This window comes from Pelagibius sp. Alg239-R121 (assembly GCF_947331435.1).
Lineage (GTDB): Bacteria > Pseudomonadota > Alphaproteobacteria > Kiloniellales > Kiloniellaceae > Denitrobaculum.
This window is the reverse complement of the sequence record NZ_CAMZOF010000006.1, coordinates 105,825-121,366: the sequence shown is the minus strand read 5'-3', so window position 1 is coordinate 121,366 and position 15,542 is coordinate 105,825. Positions and strand designations below refer to the sequence as shown.

Sequence of the window (15,542 nt, the reverse complement as noted above, 5' to 3'; positions counted from 1 at the left end):
TGGTCTATTGCGCCGTTGCCCGGCAAAGCGCTTCGGCGCGCCCTTTGAATGTGGCCGCCTGGGCTTCGGTCACAACGCCATCCTCGATCATCGCGTCGACCTGGCCATGGCGTTCCGAAACACAGGCCAGATAGGCGGTCTCCGCGGGCGAAACGGGTGCGGACCCCGGCAGGAAGTCTTGCCGGTTGATATAGAATAGCAAAGCAATGGTCACGCCCGCCACGCCCAAAGCCGCCAGGCGCGCGACGGGACGATCAAGGAATGACTCTGCGCCGGACGCACTCATTTCGGACTCGCCGACGTTCCAGGGACTCGTTTATCAAGGACAGGAGGCACTAGTTGATAATCACTTGATGGGAGAACTCGCGCCCGTTGGAGATGGTGATCTGCTTGAAACCGAGCATCTTGGCCAAATCAAAAAAGGTGAACCAGTCCTGGACGCCGAACTCCTGAAAAACCGGCAGCACGCGGGCCGACGCGGTCAAGTTGGCGAAGATCGCACGGGCGCGGAACAGCGTATCGATCCGCTCATCCTGCAAAGCCACGATGATGAGTTTCTCCGCCTGCTCGCCCTTGGCAAAGATCGCCGCCTCGGGCGGATAGGGACTTTTCAGCTTTTCATTGGTAATGCCGGTAACGAAACCAATGCGCTGGGCGCGTCCGACCCCCGGCAGGGTTTGCGCACGAGCGTCGTAGACTTCGCGGCTGCCGGGCTCAGGATAGTAGTAGCCGGAATGCCGGTCTTCAGCCCGAAGGACGTTGCCCACAGCCGCCGCAAGCATCACAGCGATCAAAAAACCCGTCGTCACGCAGGTCCGAAACATATCCTCTCCCATTCGACTTTATTGTTCTTGTGTCAGGTCATGACCTAAAGTGCATTCACATCAGATCTTTGACAAGCTTGCTTGCGGTTACAGCAGCCGTGACACAAGAGCGGAAATTGCGGTTGGCGCCGAAAAAGCCCGCCGGAGAACAGAATTCGGACTGCGTCCGCCGACCAACCGGCTTGGGCGCAAAAAAACAAGAGGGTGCCTGTGACCGATCCCCGCCTCGCCTTTGTGGCCAACGGTACCGATAAAGCCGACGCCGCGCTCGATCGCCTGAAAAAACGCTACAGCCATGTTGCGCCGGAAGAAGCCGACATTATTGTAGCCCTGGGCGGTGACGGCTTCATGCTGGAAACACTGCACGCCCATCTGGAGCGGGGCGTGCCGATCTATGGCATGAACCGGGGCACCGTGGGCTTTCTCATGAATCAGCATGACGAAGACGGTCTGGTCGAACGGGTCAACAACGCACGAAAAGCGACTCTCCATCCCTTGCGCATGACGGCTCAAACCATGGAAGGCCAATGCCACAACGCGCTGGCGATCAATGAAGTTTCTCTGCTTCGCGAAAGCCGGCAAGCGGCCAAGCTTAAGATCAAGATCGACGATGTGGAGCGCATGGAAGAGTTGATTTGCGACGGAATCATCGTCGCGACGCCCGCCGGCAGCACGGCCTATAACCTCTCGGCCCATGGCCCAATCGTGCCGATCCGCGCGGCCCTACTTGCCGTCACGCCCATCAGTGCGTTTCGGCCCCGGCGCTGGCGCGGTGCGTTGCTTCCCAATACTGCGAGAATTTCGTTCGAAGTCGTCAATCCGGTTAAGCGCCCGGTCAGTGCGACTGCGGACTACACCGAGATCCGGGATGTCAAAGAAGTCTCGGTCTACGAAGACACCACCGTGGACCTTCATCTTCTGTTCGACCCCGAGCACAGTCTCGAGGAACGGATCGTGAAGGAACAGTTCATCGTTTAGAGGAACAGTCAGTCCCTATTTGGCGCGTCTTTGAGGGGCAGGAAAAAAATCAGATTGCCGTGACCGTTACCGGTCAAAAAGAACGCTGCACGTTTCCGGCGATGGGGGGACATCGGTGAAAACGGCAGCGCAAAAGGCAGGCGGGCAAGACCGGCTTCGCAGGGAGTTGAAGTAGACTTGCCCAAACCTGGATAATGTCAGGGTACAATTTTTAAGCTTAACGCAGTGGTGAATAGCTTGGCTGCGGTTTCGTGACTTCGGTTCTTCCGTCAGGCTCTCCAGAAGGGTTTGGAGACTTCTTTCCCAACATCGGTCGGCGTCAGGCCCATATCCCGCAAGCGTCGATCACTGAGCGACGCCAGATGGTGGCGCTGGGTTGCGCGATCTTGCCAAAGCAGTAAAACATTAAAGAGATACATGACGATGCGCACTGGGGACAGAAGGACATCAGCCGGGGTCCTGATTGCGAAACCAACAGGCCTTGCGTGAGTGTGTGTTGAAAAATTCGTCATCTCTCTTCTCCTATCCTATGCCCGGCAGGACCTATTTCCGGCCGGCGCGCAGTACATCTTGTATGCATATGATTTATTGCGAATTGCATCCTCTTTCAAACGATGATATCTGATGCATCGGATTAGTTTTATTTATCTGAATTTATGGTTCGTAAACTTCCGCCTCTCAATGCGCTCCGGGCCTTCGAAGCCGCCGCCCGCCACCTGTCTTTTACCAAGGCGGCAGACGAGCTTTTCGTCACCCAGGCGGCGGTCAGCCACCAAATCAAAACTTTGGAAGCACATCTCGGTATTCAGCTGTTCCGACGCTTGAACCGCAGATTGCTGCTGACCGATGCCGGACAGGCATATTTCCCCGAACTCCGGGACGCGTTGGATATGATGAGCCGTGCGACCCTGCGGATTCGCGGCCAGGACAAGACCGGAAATCTCAAAATCAGTGTCCTGCCGTCCTTCGCCGCCAAGTGGCTGCTGCCCCGCCTGCCGCGTTTCAGCGAACATAATCCCGCGATCGATGTTCTGGTCTCTGCAAACGATCAGATCGTCGACTTCGACCAGGATGACTTCGATTTGGCGGTCCGCTACGGCAAGGGCAATTATCCGGGGCATCACATCGACCCGATGATGGGCGACCGGATCTTTCCGGTCTGCAGTCCACGGCTGGTCGAAAGCGAACATCCCTTATGCGAGCCGACAGATCTGCGCCACCATATTTTGCTGCACGACGATATGGCCCGCACCGACGCATCGGCAAACGATTGGCAGGGCTGGCTACGGGCGGCGGAAGTCACTTGTGTCGACCCGGATCGCGGGCCGGCCTACAGTCATTCAAGCATGGTGATCCAAGCAGCCATCGAAGGCCACGGCGTGGCTCTGGGCCGGACTTCGCTGATCGGTGACGATCTCGCGGCTGGCCGCCTCGTCTGCCCTTTTGGCCCAGTGATACCCGGTCCATTCAGCTATTATCTGGTCGGTCCGAAGGAAACGGCGGAGCAGCCGAAAATCTGCGCCTTCAGGGATTGGATCCAGGAAGAGGTCGCGGCCTTTTCCTATCCTGAAACCCCGATCAACCCTCTGGTCGAATGACAGCCACCAGGTCACGAACTGCCGTGCCAGGGATCTGGCCGGCCCGCATCCAAGCTTCTGGTGTTCCCTGAACGGCTCTGCCATGCTTTGCCCGCAATTCGTATGTTAGCCTCCAGCCGAAATTCCGCCTCATCCATGTCCCAGTCTGAAAAGTCCACCATAGGAACTGTAAGCCCGGCGCGCGTGACCGCGGGCAGCGTCGCGATGATCGAACGGCTGGTCGGTTTCGACACCACCAGCCGGAATTCGAACCTTGAGCTCATCCACGATGTCGAGACCTACCTGTCGAAGCTCGGCGTCAGCTCGCAGCTCTCGTTTGATGACAGCGGAAAAAAGGCCAACCTTTACGCCACGGTCGGCCCTGCCGGTCGCGGCGGCATCGCATTGTCCGGTCACAGCGACGTGGTACCCGTAGACGGCCAGAACTGGTCTTCCGACCCCTGGACCGTCAGGCACGATAACAGCCGCCTCTACGGTCGTGGCACTTGCGACATGAAAGGCTTCATCGCGGTTGCCCTGTCTCACGTCCCGAGGTTTTTGGAGGCCGACCTTCAGATTCCAATCCACCTCTGCCTATCTTTCGACGAAGAGGTCGACTGTGGCGGCGCAAAGCGCCTGATGACATTCCTGCAGTCCCAGGACGTCGTGCCACTTGCCTGTGTGATTGGCGAGCCGACGGAGATGCAGGTCGTGACAGCCCACAAGGGTGGAATCGGCTATCGCTGCGATGTTCGCGGCCTGGAGTGCCATTCGTCTCTCGCGCCACAGGGCGTCAACGCGGTTCAGGCCGCCGCACGCATGATCGCACAACTGGACGAGATGGCGCGCCGCAGGGCCGTGGATGGACCCTTCGATTACGATTACGATGTGCCGCACACGACGATCCAGGCCGGAGTCATTCAAGGCGGGACGGCTCTCAATATTGTGCCTAAGGATTGCAGCTTCGAGTTCGAATTCCGCAATCTCCCCGATGATGACATATCCGGGCTTTTTGCCGAAGTCACAGACTTTGCCCGAACCCGGATCGAACCTGACATGAAGGCAATCGAAGAGGCCTGCGGCTTTTCCTGGCAGGAGCTCTGTCACTACCCGGCATTTTCTCTTGCCGAAGACAGTGATCTTGTGACTTTGGTCAAGAGCTGTGCGCAAGCCAATGCCACGACCAAGGTGGCCTTCAGTACCGAGGCCGGCTGTTTCCAGAGCCAGGGTATCGCAACAATCATCTGTGGCCCCGGGTCCATTGCTCAGGCCCACAAACCCGACGAATTTATCACTTTGGAGCAACTGGGCGCCTGTGAAGCCTTCATGGGACGGCTCATCGAACGTCTGAGCAACCCGGGCATCCGCGACCTGAATTTCTGAAACCCTTTCTAGGAAACGAAACTAGGCCTCATGGAAAAAACGATAATATTTGATCTCGGCGGTGTTCTGATCGACTGGAACCCCCGATACCTCTATCGCAAGCTTTTCGATCAGGAATCAGATATGGAAGACTTTCTGAGCCGGATCTGCACCACAGACTGGAACGAACAGCAGGACGCCGGCAGGCCCTTCGCCGAAGGCATGGCGCTGTTAAGTGAAAAGCACCCTGCATTCCGCGAACACATCGAAGCCTACTTCGGTCGCTGGACAGAAATGCTGGGCGGTGCGCTGGAGGAAACGGTGGAGGTGCTGGCCGACCTCAAGCAACGCAAGGTGCCGCTGTTTGCGTTGACCAACTTCTCGGCGGAAACCTTCCCCATGGCGCGGGAACGCTTTGAGTTTCTCAGTTGGTTCGAAGGCATCCTGGTATCCGGAGAAGAAGGTTTGAAGAAACCCGACCATAAGATCTTCCATCTGCTGGCAGAACGCTATGATCTGAACCTCGAGGGCGCCGCTTTCATCGACGATACGCCAAAGAACGTCAAAGCGGCCCAGGAACTCGGTCTGCACGGCATTCACTTCACTACGGCATCGAACCTCAAACAGGACATAGATAGATTTCTCGCCTAAGCAGGCATTTCAAAGTCTCCACCTCGACAACAATCCACGGTTCCAACTTGCCAGCAACGTCCGAAAACTCCATTCCTGAGCGCAAACCGACACTGCAATCCACGGCTCTCGCTCTGGCAATTGGCGGCATCGGAGGATGGTTGGCGACCTGGATCGGGATTCCTCTGCCCTGGATGATCGGCAGCATGGTGGCGGTAACCGCAGGTGCTATGCTGAGATTGCCGCTCGCCCTTCCCAACCAACTTCGCAGTGTCATGGTGGTGGTTCTCGGCATCATGCTGGGCAGCGGATTTTCACCGGATATCCTGCCACAACTGGGCAATTGGGCCGTAAGCCTCTCAGCCTTGCTGCTCTACGTCGTTGTCTCCGGGGGCATCGGCATTCTCTACTTTCGACGACTCTGCCGTTACGGTCCCATCAGCTCCTATTTCTCGGCCATGCCCGGCGGATTATCGGAGATGGTCGCCGTCGGCGGCGAAATGGGCGGCGACAGCCGGATAATTTCACTGACTCAGGCTTGGCGGATTCTCTCCGTCATCATGACCCTGCCGTTCTTTTTCCAGCTCTGGCTGGCGTACGATCCCGCAACCCGGCCCACGGTCGGATTGCCGCTGGCGGAAGTACCGCTCAGCGACATGGCGGTGTTGACCACCTGTGCAATTGCGGGATTCTTTGCTGCAAAGGCACTCCGACTTCCTGCCGCCGCGATCGTAGGGCCCATGATCCTCAGTGCGGTGGTGCATCTCGCAGGCTTAACAACGGCCAATCCTCCGCGCGAACTCGTTGCTGTTGCCCAGGTGGTGGTTGGCGCCGCCATCGGATGCCGTTTTGCCGGAATTCAGATGAGCCTGGTTGCCAGATGCATTGCAGCGGCCACGGGAGGAACGATCATTCTTGTCGCTATCTCTCTGATCTTCGCCTGGGCCCTGCACAGCCTAACCGGACTGTCATTCGTGGCCCTGTTTCTGGCCTTCGCACCAGGCGGCTTGGCGGAAATGAGCCTGATCGCCCTGTCTCTTTCGCTCGACAGCGCATTTGTCGCGACCCATCACATCGTGAGAATTTTCATCATCGTGGTCTGCGCCCCCCTGCTCTTTCAGCTGCTACAGAAATTACTCGGAGACTCGTCAAGAGAATGAGGGAACGGCGGCCGTGCACAAAACGAAGACGGCCGCCGCCGGTGAACAAACGTCAGCGATCGAATTGTACTTGAACGACCTTGCTGTACAGTCGTTCGCGTGCCTCTGTGGACTTTGGCTTCACCCAGTCGTAGCCGATCGCCTGCCAGTCTGAATCCTCCGGGTCCAATCCGAGGGTCCGGATGTAGTCCGCATCCACGATGAAATAGTGGTGCCGGTAGGCAAGAAGATATCCCCCGACGTCGTCGTGAATTTTACGGGCTTCGGCATAGCTGGCGGACCAAATGTTGGAATGTGCGCTGCAGCCGTGCGGGTAAAGCATCTTTCCGAAGTCTCGACTGTTATTGCCCTTAATCACCTGGACTGCATGCGCCCAGCCGTCAAAACCGAGATCCCGCGCAATGGCACCAAGGCAGTGCCGGCGTTTGACGGCAGGTTTCAACTCCGCATCATCCAATTTCGGGTCTTCGTGGACCTTACGAATTCGGGCAAGAGCTGCGGAATCGCCTTCGGCCGCTTTGCGATGCAGCAGCCGAGCTTCAGTTTTTAACTTGTCGATAAGTTCGACCATCACCGTTTCTCCTGTTTCGGATCGTCCCGCTCCATGTGATCCAAGAGAACCGTGAGGATGACAGTGGAAGTTTCGAGCCAGGGTGAGGAGTCTTTCGGCGGGTGAGGCGCCCCTGAGCACCTGCTGAGCTCTTAATACATAAGCCTGCAGTTAGGGGCAATCGCATTCCGTAACGGGCAGTTACCGTTGCGCGGAAGAGAGATCAGCTTTTTGACACACCCGTTAAGGATTTTCGGGCGGCAAAGTCAGGACCAGGGATTATCCTTTCGGAGCAGCACCGGCGCCTATGCGATATTTCGTCCTGCCCTTCTCACTCTCCATTCCCTTGGCGGTACCCCTGTTATGGTATCACCTGGATGGTATGGATCCGGTCGATATTGGGGTTCGCGCGCCTAGCCAGGAGGAACTGGATTTTGCCGCGACCCAAGAATTAATGCGAGAGTTCGAAGGGAACGGCTACACGCTCCTGGACGACGAAAAAGCAGAATCGTCAGACTTCATCGTGACCGTCGATTCCCTGTCTCCGGGCTACTAAACTCGTTTTTGCGAGACGGCCTCAGGAAACCTTTGCGGTGATGCCGCCATCAACCACTAATTCGGTTCCCGTGATGTAGCGCGCCTCGTCTGAGGCCAGAAACAGTGACGCCATGGCCACGTCCCAGGCATCACCCATGTGACCCATCGGACATTGCGCATCACGGATTGCGATCATCTTGTCTATGTCCCCGTCGGCGTAGGCATCCTTCAGAGGCTCTTGGATCATGGGGGTATTCATTAATCCGGGAAGCACCGAATTGGCCCGTATCCCCTTCGCCGCGTACTGCAGGGCGATGGAGCGGGTAAAGGGCGGAATAGCCCCCTTGGTCGTGCTGTAGGTAATGTAGGGCACACCGAGCCAGCGGGATCCTGCAATGGAGCCGACATTGACAATCGCGCCCCTGCCCTGTCGTTCCATAACGGGCAACACATATTTGCAGGTCAGAAACATGGGCTTCAGGTTAACCGCGATCACCTTGTCCCATTCGGACTCGCTTAATTCGACCGGTCCACTGGAATCCAGGATACCCACGTTGTTCTGCAAAATATCGATACTGCCCCACCGCCCGGCGCAGTCCGACACCACATCCGAAACCTGATCCGATTGAGTAACATCGGCCTGCACGGCGGCGGCCTCATGGCCCTCGTCGGCAATAATCCGGGCGGTCTCCTGCGCAGATGCTTCGTTGATATCAACGCACAGAACCTTGGCCCCTTCGCGGGCAAACAACACTGCAGCGGCCTTGCCGTTTCCCCAGCCCGGGCCAGAAGACCCCGCCCCAACGACAATCGCCACCCGGCCCTTCAACCTGTCACCCATCAACGCCTCTCCCTGCCATCACGCTTCTACTGGGCGACATCCTAGCGGCTTTACCAATCGACCCAAGGTCAAATCGCCGTTGCACAGGCGGCGCGGCTTTGGCACAAGAGGAACTGTTACCAAATCACAGACTGATCCGGACCCGGATCCTGCTCTTCGCCCGCTTGATGGAATTGGTAGACATACAAGACTTAAAATCTTGAGGCCGAAAGGCCGTCCCGGTTCGAGTCCGGGAGCGGGCACCAATCTTAAGAACTCAGCGCATCGGAATCGCCGTGCTTATTGGAAAATAAGCACAAACATACGCAGGCATGCGTTATGCTGTGGCGATTCGCCTAACACCGATTCTCGTGACGACAGGCGCAACCGCGGGAGAGCATAGAGCGTGGAAATTGACGCCAAGTGGCTTGAAACAGCTGCGCTGACCACCGCGGTCGTCATGACCTTGGCGGCATTGTTGCTGTTTTTAGGCCGTCGCAGGCTCTATCGCCGCTTTCTCACACGCTGCAACGGCGCGCAGAGCGAACGTCGCGTCATGGTCTCGCTTCTTACCCCTATCTGCATAGCTCTTGTTTTTGCCGGTGTGTGGATCTGGTACTGGCAGATTCGGGAAGAAACCCGGACGGAGATTGCCTTACCGGCAGCAAGCAGCGTCAAATCGGGTAACACCACGATACATCTCGGCGGCACCTCGATTGCGATCGGTAAAAACTCGACAAGCGGGATTGGGGGCATAGGGCTAGGCACAAACAACGTGGTCACCGGCAAAACAAAGACCGGTACCAACAAATCAAATACCGGTAAAAAAGCCGGAACGAAGATCGGCTCCAAAGGCGTGAACTCGGTGGTTCCCACGAGCAAACCCAGCAAGCCCCCCACCACAACGGCAGCCACTGCGACGACAACGGCAACGACAACGCCCACTAAAGTTCAGCCGGACATCGTGGTCGCAGGCACCAAGCAAGCCCCATCAGAAGTCGCTTCCTGTCTCAGCCAGGGCATCATCTCGGCGTCTCAGGATTGTCTGGATATAGCTGCGTTGGTCAAAAAGCTCGCCAAGGCACCGATCGCCTATAATCGGCCGCAGACCATGTACCGCGGCGAACCCGAGCAAATCTCCCTGGTGATCGATCCTGCGGGCACTGCCGATCTAAAGGTCGAGATGCGCGCCCTGACCGGAGAAGTGATCGAAACGAAAACCGAGGTCACCCGGAAAATGTCTGCGGAAATCGCCGGTTCACTCTTCGAGATTATGCCCGCCGGAGCCCAGCTCAAGACGCTTTCACCAATCGTTCCGACAAGATGGGACTGGCGTATTACGCCGCAAAAAGAAGGCGACGCGCCGCTTACGCTGAATGTTTACGTGGTCTTTGAGCAAGCAGGAGAAAAGAAGGAGGTGGTAGCGGTGCGCAGCTACACCGACCCGATCCAGGTTGATGTTCATGCCATTGACCAGGTCGGTGATGTGGTCTCGCGGGCGGAACCGATCTATGCCTTCGTCGCGACCGTGACCACGGGACTGTTCGGTTTCTGCGTCTGGCTCGTCACACGCTGGCGCAAACTCAAAGCAACCTCATCACAGACTTAATGGGTGTTCGCGATTGACGAAAACACTCTCGCAGCAAATCAGACCCGGCCCTCAAGTTCGCGCGCAAAGTCATTGAGTTCCTCGACGGGCAGATCACCGACCAGCATCAGGCTGTAACCGCCTTTCGACCAGTGAACGATATTCAAGCCACTGCGTACTTCGTTGCTGGCGGCACGATCTGTTTCGTCCAGGCGTACGATACAAAAGGCAACAGGAACCTCGTCTTTGTAGAGATAAGCCAACTGTGCAAGGGGTTGCGATCCGAACTTGAGAATCTGGGCACGCTTGTAGTCGAGCCCGCCAACTTCGGAGACACTGTCCGGCAAAGTAAGACCGAGCGACTTGGAAACGCGCTGCAGACCGGCCGATTGTACGACCGGGTCGGTGAGTGCGACAGAAAGTGTTTCACGCGTGTAAAGCGCCTGATAATCGGCAACCGCCTGTCGCCAGGCCTCAGCCTCAGTGCCGACAGCGGCCACCACCTCGGGATTCTGGGCCTCGTTCGTTCCATACCCGGCTGCAAAGCCGACCAGGAGCGTAACCGCCACACAGGCCGCCATTGCAGGGCGCCACCAGCGGCGGTTACCGTGATCGTTTGCAGGAACCTTAATGATTGGAGGCAGATCTGCAGAGCCGGACGTGGGTGCCTGCTCGGCCTGCTGCTGGATTGCGGCGGCAAGATCTGCTTCAAGCTTCTCCATCGGCGCCTGCTCCAGGAGACCGGCAAAGGCATCCTTCCAGGGTCGCGCGCCATCGTCGAGTAACGCAAGGCGTTCACGCAGCTCTTCGTCGCTCTCAAGGGCGGACTCTACGCTGCTGCGTTCCCCAGGCGGCAGTTCACCGTCCAGATACGCGACAAGAGTTTCGTCCGTTACGGTTTGATCGTTCAGTTCGCTCGTCATTGTCCTGTCTTCACCTGCCGTTTCGAACCGCCGTCTTCCGCTCGTTTCAAGGCGGCGAGTTTGAGCCTGGCGGCAGCCAGTCTGCTCATGATGGTCCCAATCGGCACTTCTAGTGTTTCCGCCGCTTCGGCGTAGGTCAATCCTTCCACATAAACCAGCAATACCGTGCTTCGCTGTGCTTCGGGTAATGCCTGTACCTCCGCCAACACCTCAGCCAGCAAAATATTCGTTTCTATTTTTTCGGCGCCGTCGGTCACCAGAACTTCTTCAGCATCTACGAACCCGCCGCCACGGCGGATGCGTTCCGCACGCAGTTCATTCTTCCAAAGTGAAGCCATGATCGAAAAAGTCCAGCGATCAAGATGTGTTCCGGCCTGAAACTGCTCGCACTTCTGCAACGCCCTTAGGCAGGTTGCCTGCACCAAATCGCCTGCTGTTTCTTCGTTGTGGGACAGAACCATGGCAAAACGCCATAACCTGGAGAGGATTTCAGGCAGGCCCGACTTCACCGGGTTGTGATCAGGGTTCGTCATTTCGTAGTGAATATTCATCGGTTTTCTGTGTTGACGGATTACAAGAGTAACGGAGAACCGGCACGTCCCAAACAGAATTCAATTTCAGTTTTGGTGCCGCTTCTGCCAGGCTTGTTGCCAAGCTCCGCGTTTAGCCACACCGTTGACATACCAGTTTGCTTACCGTTCACCCGTCGAAAGGAGTGCTTGGGATCGTCATTAATTGCGAATCCCATAGCGAAAACCGATCGTAGACCTGTTGCCGGCTTCTCTCGCCAGCTCAGCTAAGATGGCCTCTGATCCACCGGATGCAAGCCCTTCGGGGCCTCCCCGCTTCAGGATAGCCGCAATCTCACGGGCTCGTGACTCGCTGCGCTTGCCTAAAATCCAGTGCACGATCACTTTTGAAAGAACCCTGTGGAAGAGCGAGACAACCCACCAAAATGTTGAACCTATGAAGTCCAATTGAATTCGGGCTAGATCGAATGACCGTAGCCGTCCCATTGCCTGGCAAGTCTCATCTAAACATGCGATTTAGCGAGAGTCGTGGGGAGCAGTGGCCGCTTCAAGCGCAGCGAACACAGCATCTGTATCGCGATAGTCATCTAAAACATGACTGACACCGAGCGCGTTTAGCCGGTCGCGGGTTTCGGGTGCTACCGCTATTCCGACCAAAGGCATCTTGAGATTGGCACAGGTTTTCACGTCCCAGGAACCGTCACCCACATAAACAACACGCTCGAATTCGTTGATATTACCTACAGACCGGGCACGATCATGGGCGACCGCAATAATCTCTTCCCGTGCGATGGCGTCGTTGGCACAGCCCAATGAAAGCGCTTCGTGAGCAATTCCGGCAGCGGTCAGCTTGGCCCGGGCTGACAGTCCCCAACCGCCTGTGGCAACAGCAGTCTGCCACTGCGGATGCGCATCGAGCTTCTCGAGCAATAAGCCTGCGCCAGGCACCTCGACCTCTTCATGAGAGAAAGCCCGCAAGGTGTCGCGCCATAGCTCGGCAAAAAAACGTTCTGTTGCCGCCAGCGCGTCCAAGGAAGGTTTCCGCCCAAACTGACGGCGAAAGACTTCGCCGGTAATACCGCTATCGGTCACATGCTCGAATTCGGTCCAGTCAAACGGCTCCTTCACCACACCTAAAATCTCACTGAGCGCATGCCAGAAGAGGCCGTCTTCGTGAGAGCCGCTTCTAACCAGCGTTCCATCAATGTCAAAGATCGCAAGTTTCATAGGGCGTGCTGACCGGAACAGTGGAAAGCAAGATGTTGAGACGATGTGCCCGCAATGTAAACCCGCTTTCCGGCACGCAGCATGGTAGCTGTCGCATCGATCGAGATGCATGAAACCTCAAGCGATTAGAGAGAGTTGTGCCTGATTTTTTACATTGAAAAAGAGCGGTTTATGCCAATGAATACGACATGCGTCTCGGATCGGCGCCAACAAATTCAAGAGATATCGAAGGTCGGATTCCGGCCTAATGCCTCAGGACCCGAAGAACATCGTCGATCAAGGTGACGATTTCGGCGGTGTCTTCAATATCCCGGTAGTCGCGTTCCAGCGATCGGTCAAGCTTGTGCGCCATCTCTCGCGCCAATTCCAGTTTAATGATGGCGTCATCAAGATTCAGCGCATGTTGGCCGATGATCAAACGGTCCAGCTCCGCGATCCGGGTTTCGTCGTGCTCGCCCTCTCCACGCAGAAGACGGGCCTTATGAATTGCGAGTTCGTTCAAAGTCAGCATGGTTAATGTTACCACAGCTCGATGTAATTTTCGCTGTGTAATATTAGGGGTTGTGTTTTTTTTACCAAACGACCCCGCTGATTGAACGGTAAGGTATCACCGGAAATCTATTTTGAGTAGAGAAGACATTGCCTTAGTTATCTTAGATTGCAATTCAAAGCCTGTACAACTTTAGATATATTGACAATGTAAGTGAAAAATGGGCAGAATACTCCCCTGCGTTACTGGAAAACCGGTGACGAAATAGCCGCCGTAGTGCCTGTACGGCGACTCCTAGAGGACTGTCGTCAAATTCACTCAGTGCAACATTGAGTTGAGCGCCCGACTTAACGTCAGGTTGAATATTCAAGGTGAATCTGAGCTGAAAGTGAAAACCACTTGCACGGCTTTACCTCGGGAACACGAAGCGAAAAAACGGGAGCCGCCTTTGGGTAGGCTCCCGTTTATTGACTCGGGTCCGGCTTGTCGCCGACAGACAAGATTCCGGCGGCTCCGCTAAGACGGGCAAAGTTGAAGACATCTCATTGTAACAACGCGTTATGACGCGGTTTAAGCCTAAGAACTAGCCTGCAGCGCTGGCAAAAGGTCTGATATCATTTCTGCTACGCGTTCGGGTGCGTGCGAAAATTCGATCCCCATGTTGCCGCCTTGATGGCGCACAACACGACCTCCGAAATGCACGGATCCCGGCATGATCAATGTGACATCGCTGCCGATCGGAACGGTCGCCTCACCCTCTACGCGGACCCCGCTGACCGATGCATCCAGCACCGTGCAGGTAATGCGCTCGCCACCAATGAGCTGCAGATTCACACAAAGGCGGGTGGAAACCCGAGGAAAACTGCGCCGTTCGGCGGAAGCTTTGCCGCTTGTCTTTCCGGTCATGAAATATCCGCCTGTCATACCTATCTATTGCATCAAGCTTGATCTATGAAGCCCGTGAGCCTGATCGTTCTTTAGAAAGACCAAACGATCAGGCCTTTCAAGCTTAAGGACAGGGTCTTGCCAAGATATTAAATCTGCGACTTTAAGGGCGTGGACAGCACTCCAGAAAGAAATGCAACAATGACCGATAACAAACAGAATAATAAAGACATTTCGTTGATTACTGGCTACCACGCCCATGTCTATTACGACGAAACGTCGAAACCACGAGCCGCCCGGCTGCGGGATGCGATCGAGACGCGGTTTAAGGTGGAGATGGGCCGTTGGCGTGATGCGCCGGTCGGACCGCATCCTACGGGTAGTTATCAGGTCGCCTTTACCCCGGATCTGTTCGGTGAAATCATCCCCTGGCTCGCGCTCAACCGTGACGGTCTGACCGTTTTCACACACGCGGAAACAGGCGATCACCTCGCAGATCACCGCGACTACGCAGTCTGGCTCGGTGAGCAACAGAGCCTCAAGCTGTCGATTTTCGAATAAGTCCCGCGATCGGCTGATTGTTAGTTTCGCGCCGGATTCCCAAATTCAGCGAAGGATGGTCAGGTTCTAGGATTCGCGCACCGGCTCATCCCCAAGTGCACGCACAGTAGCGGCGACATCTTCGACCGCCCCTTCAAGGCGGGTGTCATCGACCGAGCGTAGAACCAAGCGGACACCGAAGCGGTCGCCGTTCCGATAGGGGTAACTGCCCATCTCGACATCGGGAAAGCGATCCTGCGCCTCCCCCAGCCCCTTTGCGATTTTGCCTTCGGGCAGCGAAACGGCCAGAGTGGCGCTGCGCACGGGAGCGCCGCCGGTCAATCGGGGCTTCAGACTCTCGAACATCGCCTGCATGACGCGCGGGATGCCTGCCATAACAAAGACATTATCCATCTGAAAGCCCGGTGCCTTACTGATCGGGTTTTCGATCAAAGACGCCCCTTCCGGTGTATGGGCCATGCGCAGGCGGGCTTCATTTAACTCGCCCTCTGCGTAATGAGCTTTCAGAAGCGCATGAGCTTCCGGATGCAGGCTCCATGCGACGCCAAAAGCCTTGGCCACGCAGGCTGAAGTGATGTCGTCATGCGTGGGCCCGATACCGCCCGTCGTAAAGACGTAGTCAAACTTCTGCCGCACCTCGTTCAACGTCTCGACGATGACGGCTTCGATGTCGGGGACGACCCTGACCTCCATCAAGCGCACACCGATTTCATTAAGCTGTTCGCCCAGGAAACCCAGATTGGCGTCTTTAGTGCGGCCGGACAGGATCTCGTTGCCGATGATCATCAGGCACGCTGTTACCGTCACGTTTTCTTTGGAATCAAGACTTTCGGGCGCGGAGGGGTTGGAGGACATAAACACTCTGCTGGTTGACGTGAAAGACAGGCTCGCCGGGTTGGC

General features: G+C 56.4%; 19 protein-coding genes and 1 tRNA gene. 9 read left to right on the top strand and 11 right to left on the bottom strand.

Features of this window, described 5'->3' with window-relative positions; translation table 11 throughout:
• Positions 1-4 precede the first annotated feature (4 nt).
• A complete protein-coding gene (locus QMZ18_RS19610) occupies positions 5-286 on the bottom strand; it encodes a hypothetical protein (protein ID WP_282608043.1) in 282 nt (93 codons plus the stop codon).
• Positions 287-335: 49 nt separating this feature from the next.
• Positions 336-824: a hypothetical protein gene (locus QMZ18_RS19605; RefSeq protein WP_282608042.1), complete on the bottom strand. Its 489-nt coding sequence runs from the start codon at positions 822-824 to the stop codon at positions 336-338.
• 210 nt (positions 825-1,034) lie between these two features.
• On the opposite strand from QMZ18_RS19605, the gene QMZ18_RS19600 reads away from it, so the two are divergent.
• The gene (locus QMZ18_RS19600) at positions 1,035-1,802 is read left to right on the top strand and encodes an NAD kinase (protein WP_282608041.1); all 768 of its coding nucleotides are present in this window, start codon (positions 1,035-1,037) and stop codon (positions 1,800-1,802) included.
• Positions 1,803-2,071: 269 nt separating this feature from the next.
• Here the strand turns inward: QMZ18_RS19600 and QMZ18_RS19595 are convergent, their stop codons facing one another.
• Complete coding sequence (locus QMZ18_RS19595) at positions 2,072-2,314, bottom strand: DUF1127 domain-containing protein (RefSeq protein ID WP_282608040.1); 243 nt, start codon at positions 2,312-2,314, stop codon at positions 2,072-2,074.
• Between the two features lie 144 nt (positions 2,315-2,458).
• On the opposite strand from QMZ18_RS19595, the gene QMZ18_RS19590 reads away from it, so the two are divergent.
• The 4 genes from QMZ18_RS19590 to QMZ18_RS19575 all read left to right on the top strand — a co-directional run bounded on the left by QMZ18_RS19590 (position 2,459) and on the right by QMZ18_RS19575 (position 6,531).
• Positions 2,459-3,400: a transcriptional regulator GcvA gene (locus QMZ18_RS19590; RefSeq protein ID WP_282608039.1), complete on the top strand. Its 942-nt coding sequence runs from the start codon at positions 2,459-2,461 to the stop codon at positions 3,398-3,400.
• 135 nt (positions 3,401-3,535) lie between these two features.
• Positions 3,536-4,762, top strand: coding sequence for an acetylornithine deacetylase (gene argE, locus QMZ18_RS19585; protein ID WP_282608038.1), 1,227 nt, complete (start codon positions 3,536-3,538; stop codon positions 4,760-4,762).
• Positions 4,763-4,792: 30 nt separating this feature from the next.
• Positions 4,793-5,392 (top strand): HAD family hydrolase, encoded by a 600-nt coding sequence (locus QMZ18_RS19580; protein WP_282608037.1) that lies wholly within the window; start codon positions 4,793-4,795, stop codon positions 5,390-5,392.
• Between the two features lie 47 nt (positions 5,393-5,439).
• On the top strand, positions 5,440-6,531 hold the full coding sequence (locus QMZ18_RS19575; protein ID WP_282608036.1) for an AbrB family transcriptional regulator: 1,092 nt from the start codon (positions 5,440-5,442) through the stop codon (positions 6,529-6,531).
• A gap of 52 nt (positions 6,532-6,583) precedes the next feature.
• Here the strand turns inward: QMZ18_RS19575 and QMZ18_RS19570 are convergent, their stop codons facing one another.
• A complete protein-coding gene (locus tag QMZ18_RS19570) occupies positions 6,584-7,102 on the bottom strand; it encodes a hypothetical protein (RefSeq protein WP_282608035.1) in 519 nt (172 codons plus the stop codon).
• A gap of 286 nt (positions 7,103-7,388) precedes the next feature.
• Here QMZ18_RS19570 and QMZ18_RS19565 point away from each other — a divergent pair, with 286 nt between their 5' ends.
• Positions 7,389-7,637 carry a hypothetical protein gene (locus QMZ18_RS19565; protein ID WP_282608034.1) on the top strand — a complete coding sequence of 83 codons (249 nt, stop codon included), beginning with the start codon at positions 7,389-7,391 and terminating at the stop codon, positions 7,635-7,637.
• Positions 7,638-7,658: 21 nt separating this feature from the next.
• Here the strand turns inward: QMZ18_RS19565 and QMZ18_RS19560 are convergent, their stop codons facing one another.
• Positions 7,659-8,459: an SDR family NAD(P)-dependent oxidoreductase gene (locus QMZ18_RS19560; protein ID WP_282608033.1), complete on the bottom strand. Its 801-nt coding sequence runs from the start codon at positions 8,457-8,459 to the stop codon at positions 7,659-7,661.
• A gap of 158 nt (positions 8,460-8,617) precedes the next feature.
• On the opposite strand from QMZ18_RS19560, the gene QMZ18_RS19555 reads away from it, so the two are divergent.
• Together QMZ18_RS19555 and QMZ18_RS19550 are read left to right on the top strand one after the other, a co-directional pair.
• Positions 8,618-8,704, top strand: a tRNA-Leu gene (locus tag QMZ18_RS19555).
• 140 nt (positions 8,705-8,844) lie between these two features.
• Positions 8,845-10,047, top strand: coding sequence for a hypothetical protein (locus QMZ18_RS19550; protein ID WP_282608032.1), 1,203 nt, complete (start codon positions 8,845-8,847; stop codon positions 10,045-10,047).
• Positions 10,048-10,085: 38 nt separating this feature from the next.
• Here QMZ18_RS19550 and QMZ18_RS19545 read toward each other — a convergent pair whose 3' ends face one another.
• The 5 genes from QMZ18_RS19545 to QMZ18_RS19525 all read right to left on the bottom strand — a co-directional run bounded on the left by QMZ18_RS19545 (position 10,086) and on the right by QMZ18_RS19525 (position 14,102).
• Positions 10,086-10,949, bottom strand: coding sequence for a hypothetical protein (locus tag QMZ18_RS19545; protein ID WP_282608031.1), 864 nt, complete (start codon positions 10,947-10,949; stop codon positions 10,086-10,088).
• Entirely contained in the window at positions 10,946-11,500 is a 555-nt protein-coding gene (locus tag QMZ18_RS19540; protein ID WP_282608030.1) for an RNA polymerase sigma factor, read from the bottom strand. Before QMZ18_RS19540 ends, QMZ18_RS19545 begins: the two co-directional genes overlap by 4 nt.
• Positions 11,501-11,995: 495 nt before the next feature.
• Positions 11,996-12,706: an HAD family hydrolase gene (locus QMZ18_RS19535; RefSeq protein WP_282608029.1), complete on the bottom strand. Its 711-nt coding sequence runs from the start codon at positions 12,704-12,706 to the stop codon at positions 11,996-11,998.
• Positions 12,707-12,950: 244 nt separating this feature from the next.
• The gene (locus tag QMZ18_RS19530) at positions 12,951-13,217 is read right to left on the bottom strand and encodes a hypothetical protein (RefSeq protein ID WP_282608028.1); all 267 of its coding nucleotides are present in this window, start codon (positions 13,215-13,217) and stop codon (positions 12,951-12,953) included.
• A gap of 555 nt (positions 13,218-13,772) precedes the next feature.
• Positions 13,773-14,102 carry a PilZ domain-containing protein gene (locus QMZ18_RS19525; protein ID WP_282608027.1) on the bottom strand — a complete coding sequence of 110 codons (330 nt, stop codon included), beginning with the start codon at positions 14,100-14,102 and terminating at the stop codon, positions 13,773-13,775.
• Positions 14,103-14,282: 180 nt separating this feature from the next.
• Here QMZ18_RS19525 and QMZ18_RS19520 point away from each other — a divergent pair, with 180 nt between their 5' ends.
• Complete coding sequence (locus tag QMZ18_RS19520) at positions 14,283-14,642, top strand: DOPA 4,5-dioxygenase family protein (protein WP_282608026.1); 360 nt, start codon at positions 14,283-14,285, stop codon at positions 14,640-14,642.
• Between the two features lie 66 nt (positions 14,643-14,708).
• On the opposite strand, the gene QMZ18_RS19515 is transcribed toward QMZ18_RS19520, so the two are convergent.
• Positions 14,709-15,497 (bottom strand): molybdopterin-binding protein, encoded by a 789-nt coding sequence (locus QMZ18_RS19515; protein WP_282608025.1) that lies wholly within the window; start codon positions 15,495-15,497, stop codon positions 14,709-14,711.
• Positions 15,498-15,542: the final 45 nt, after the last annotated feature.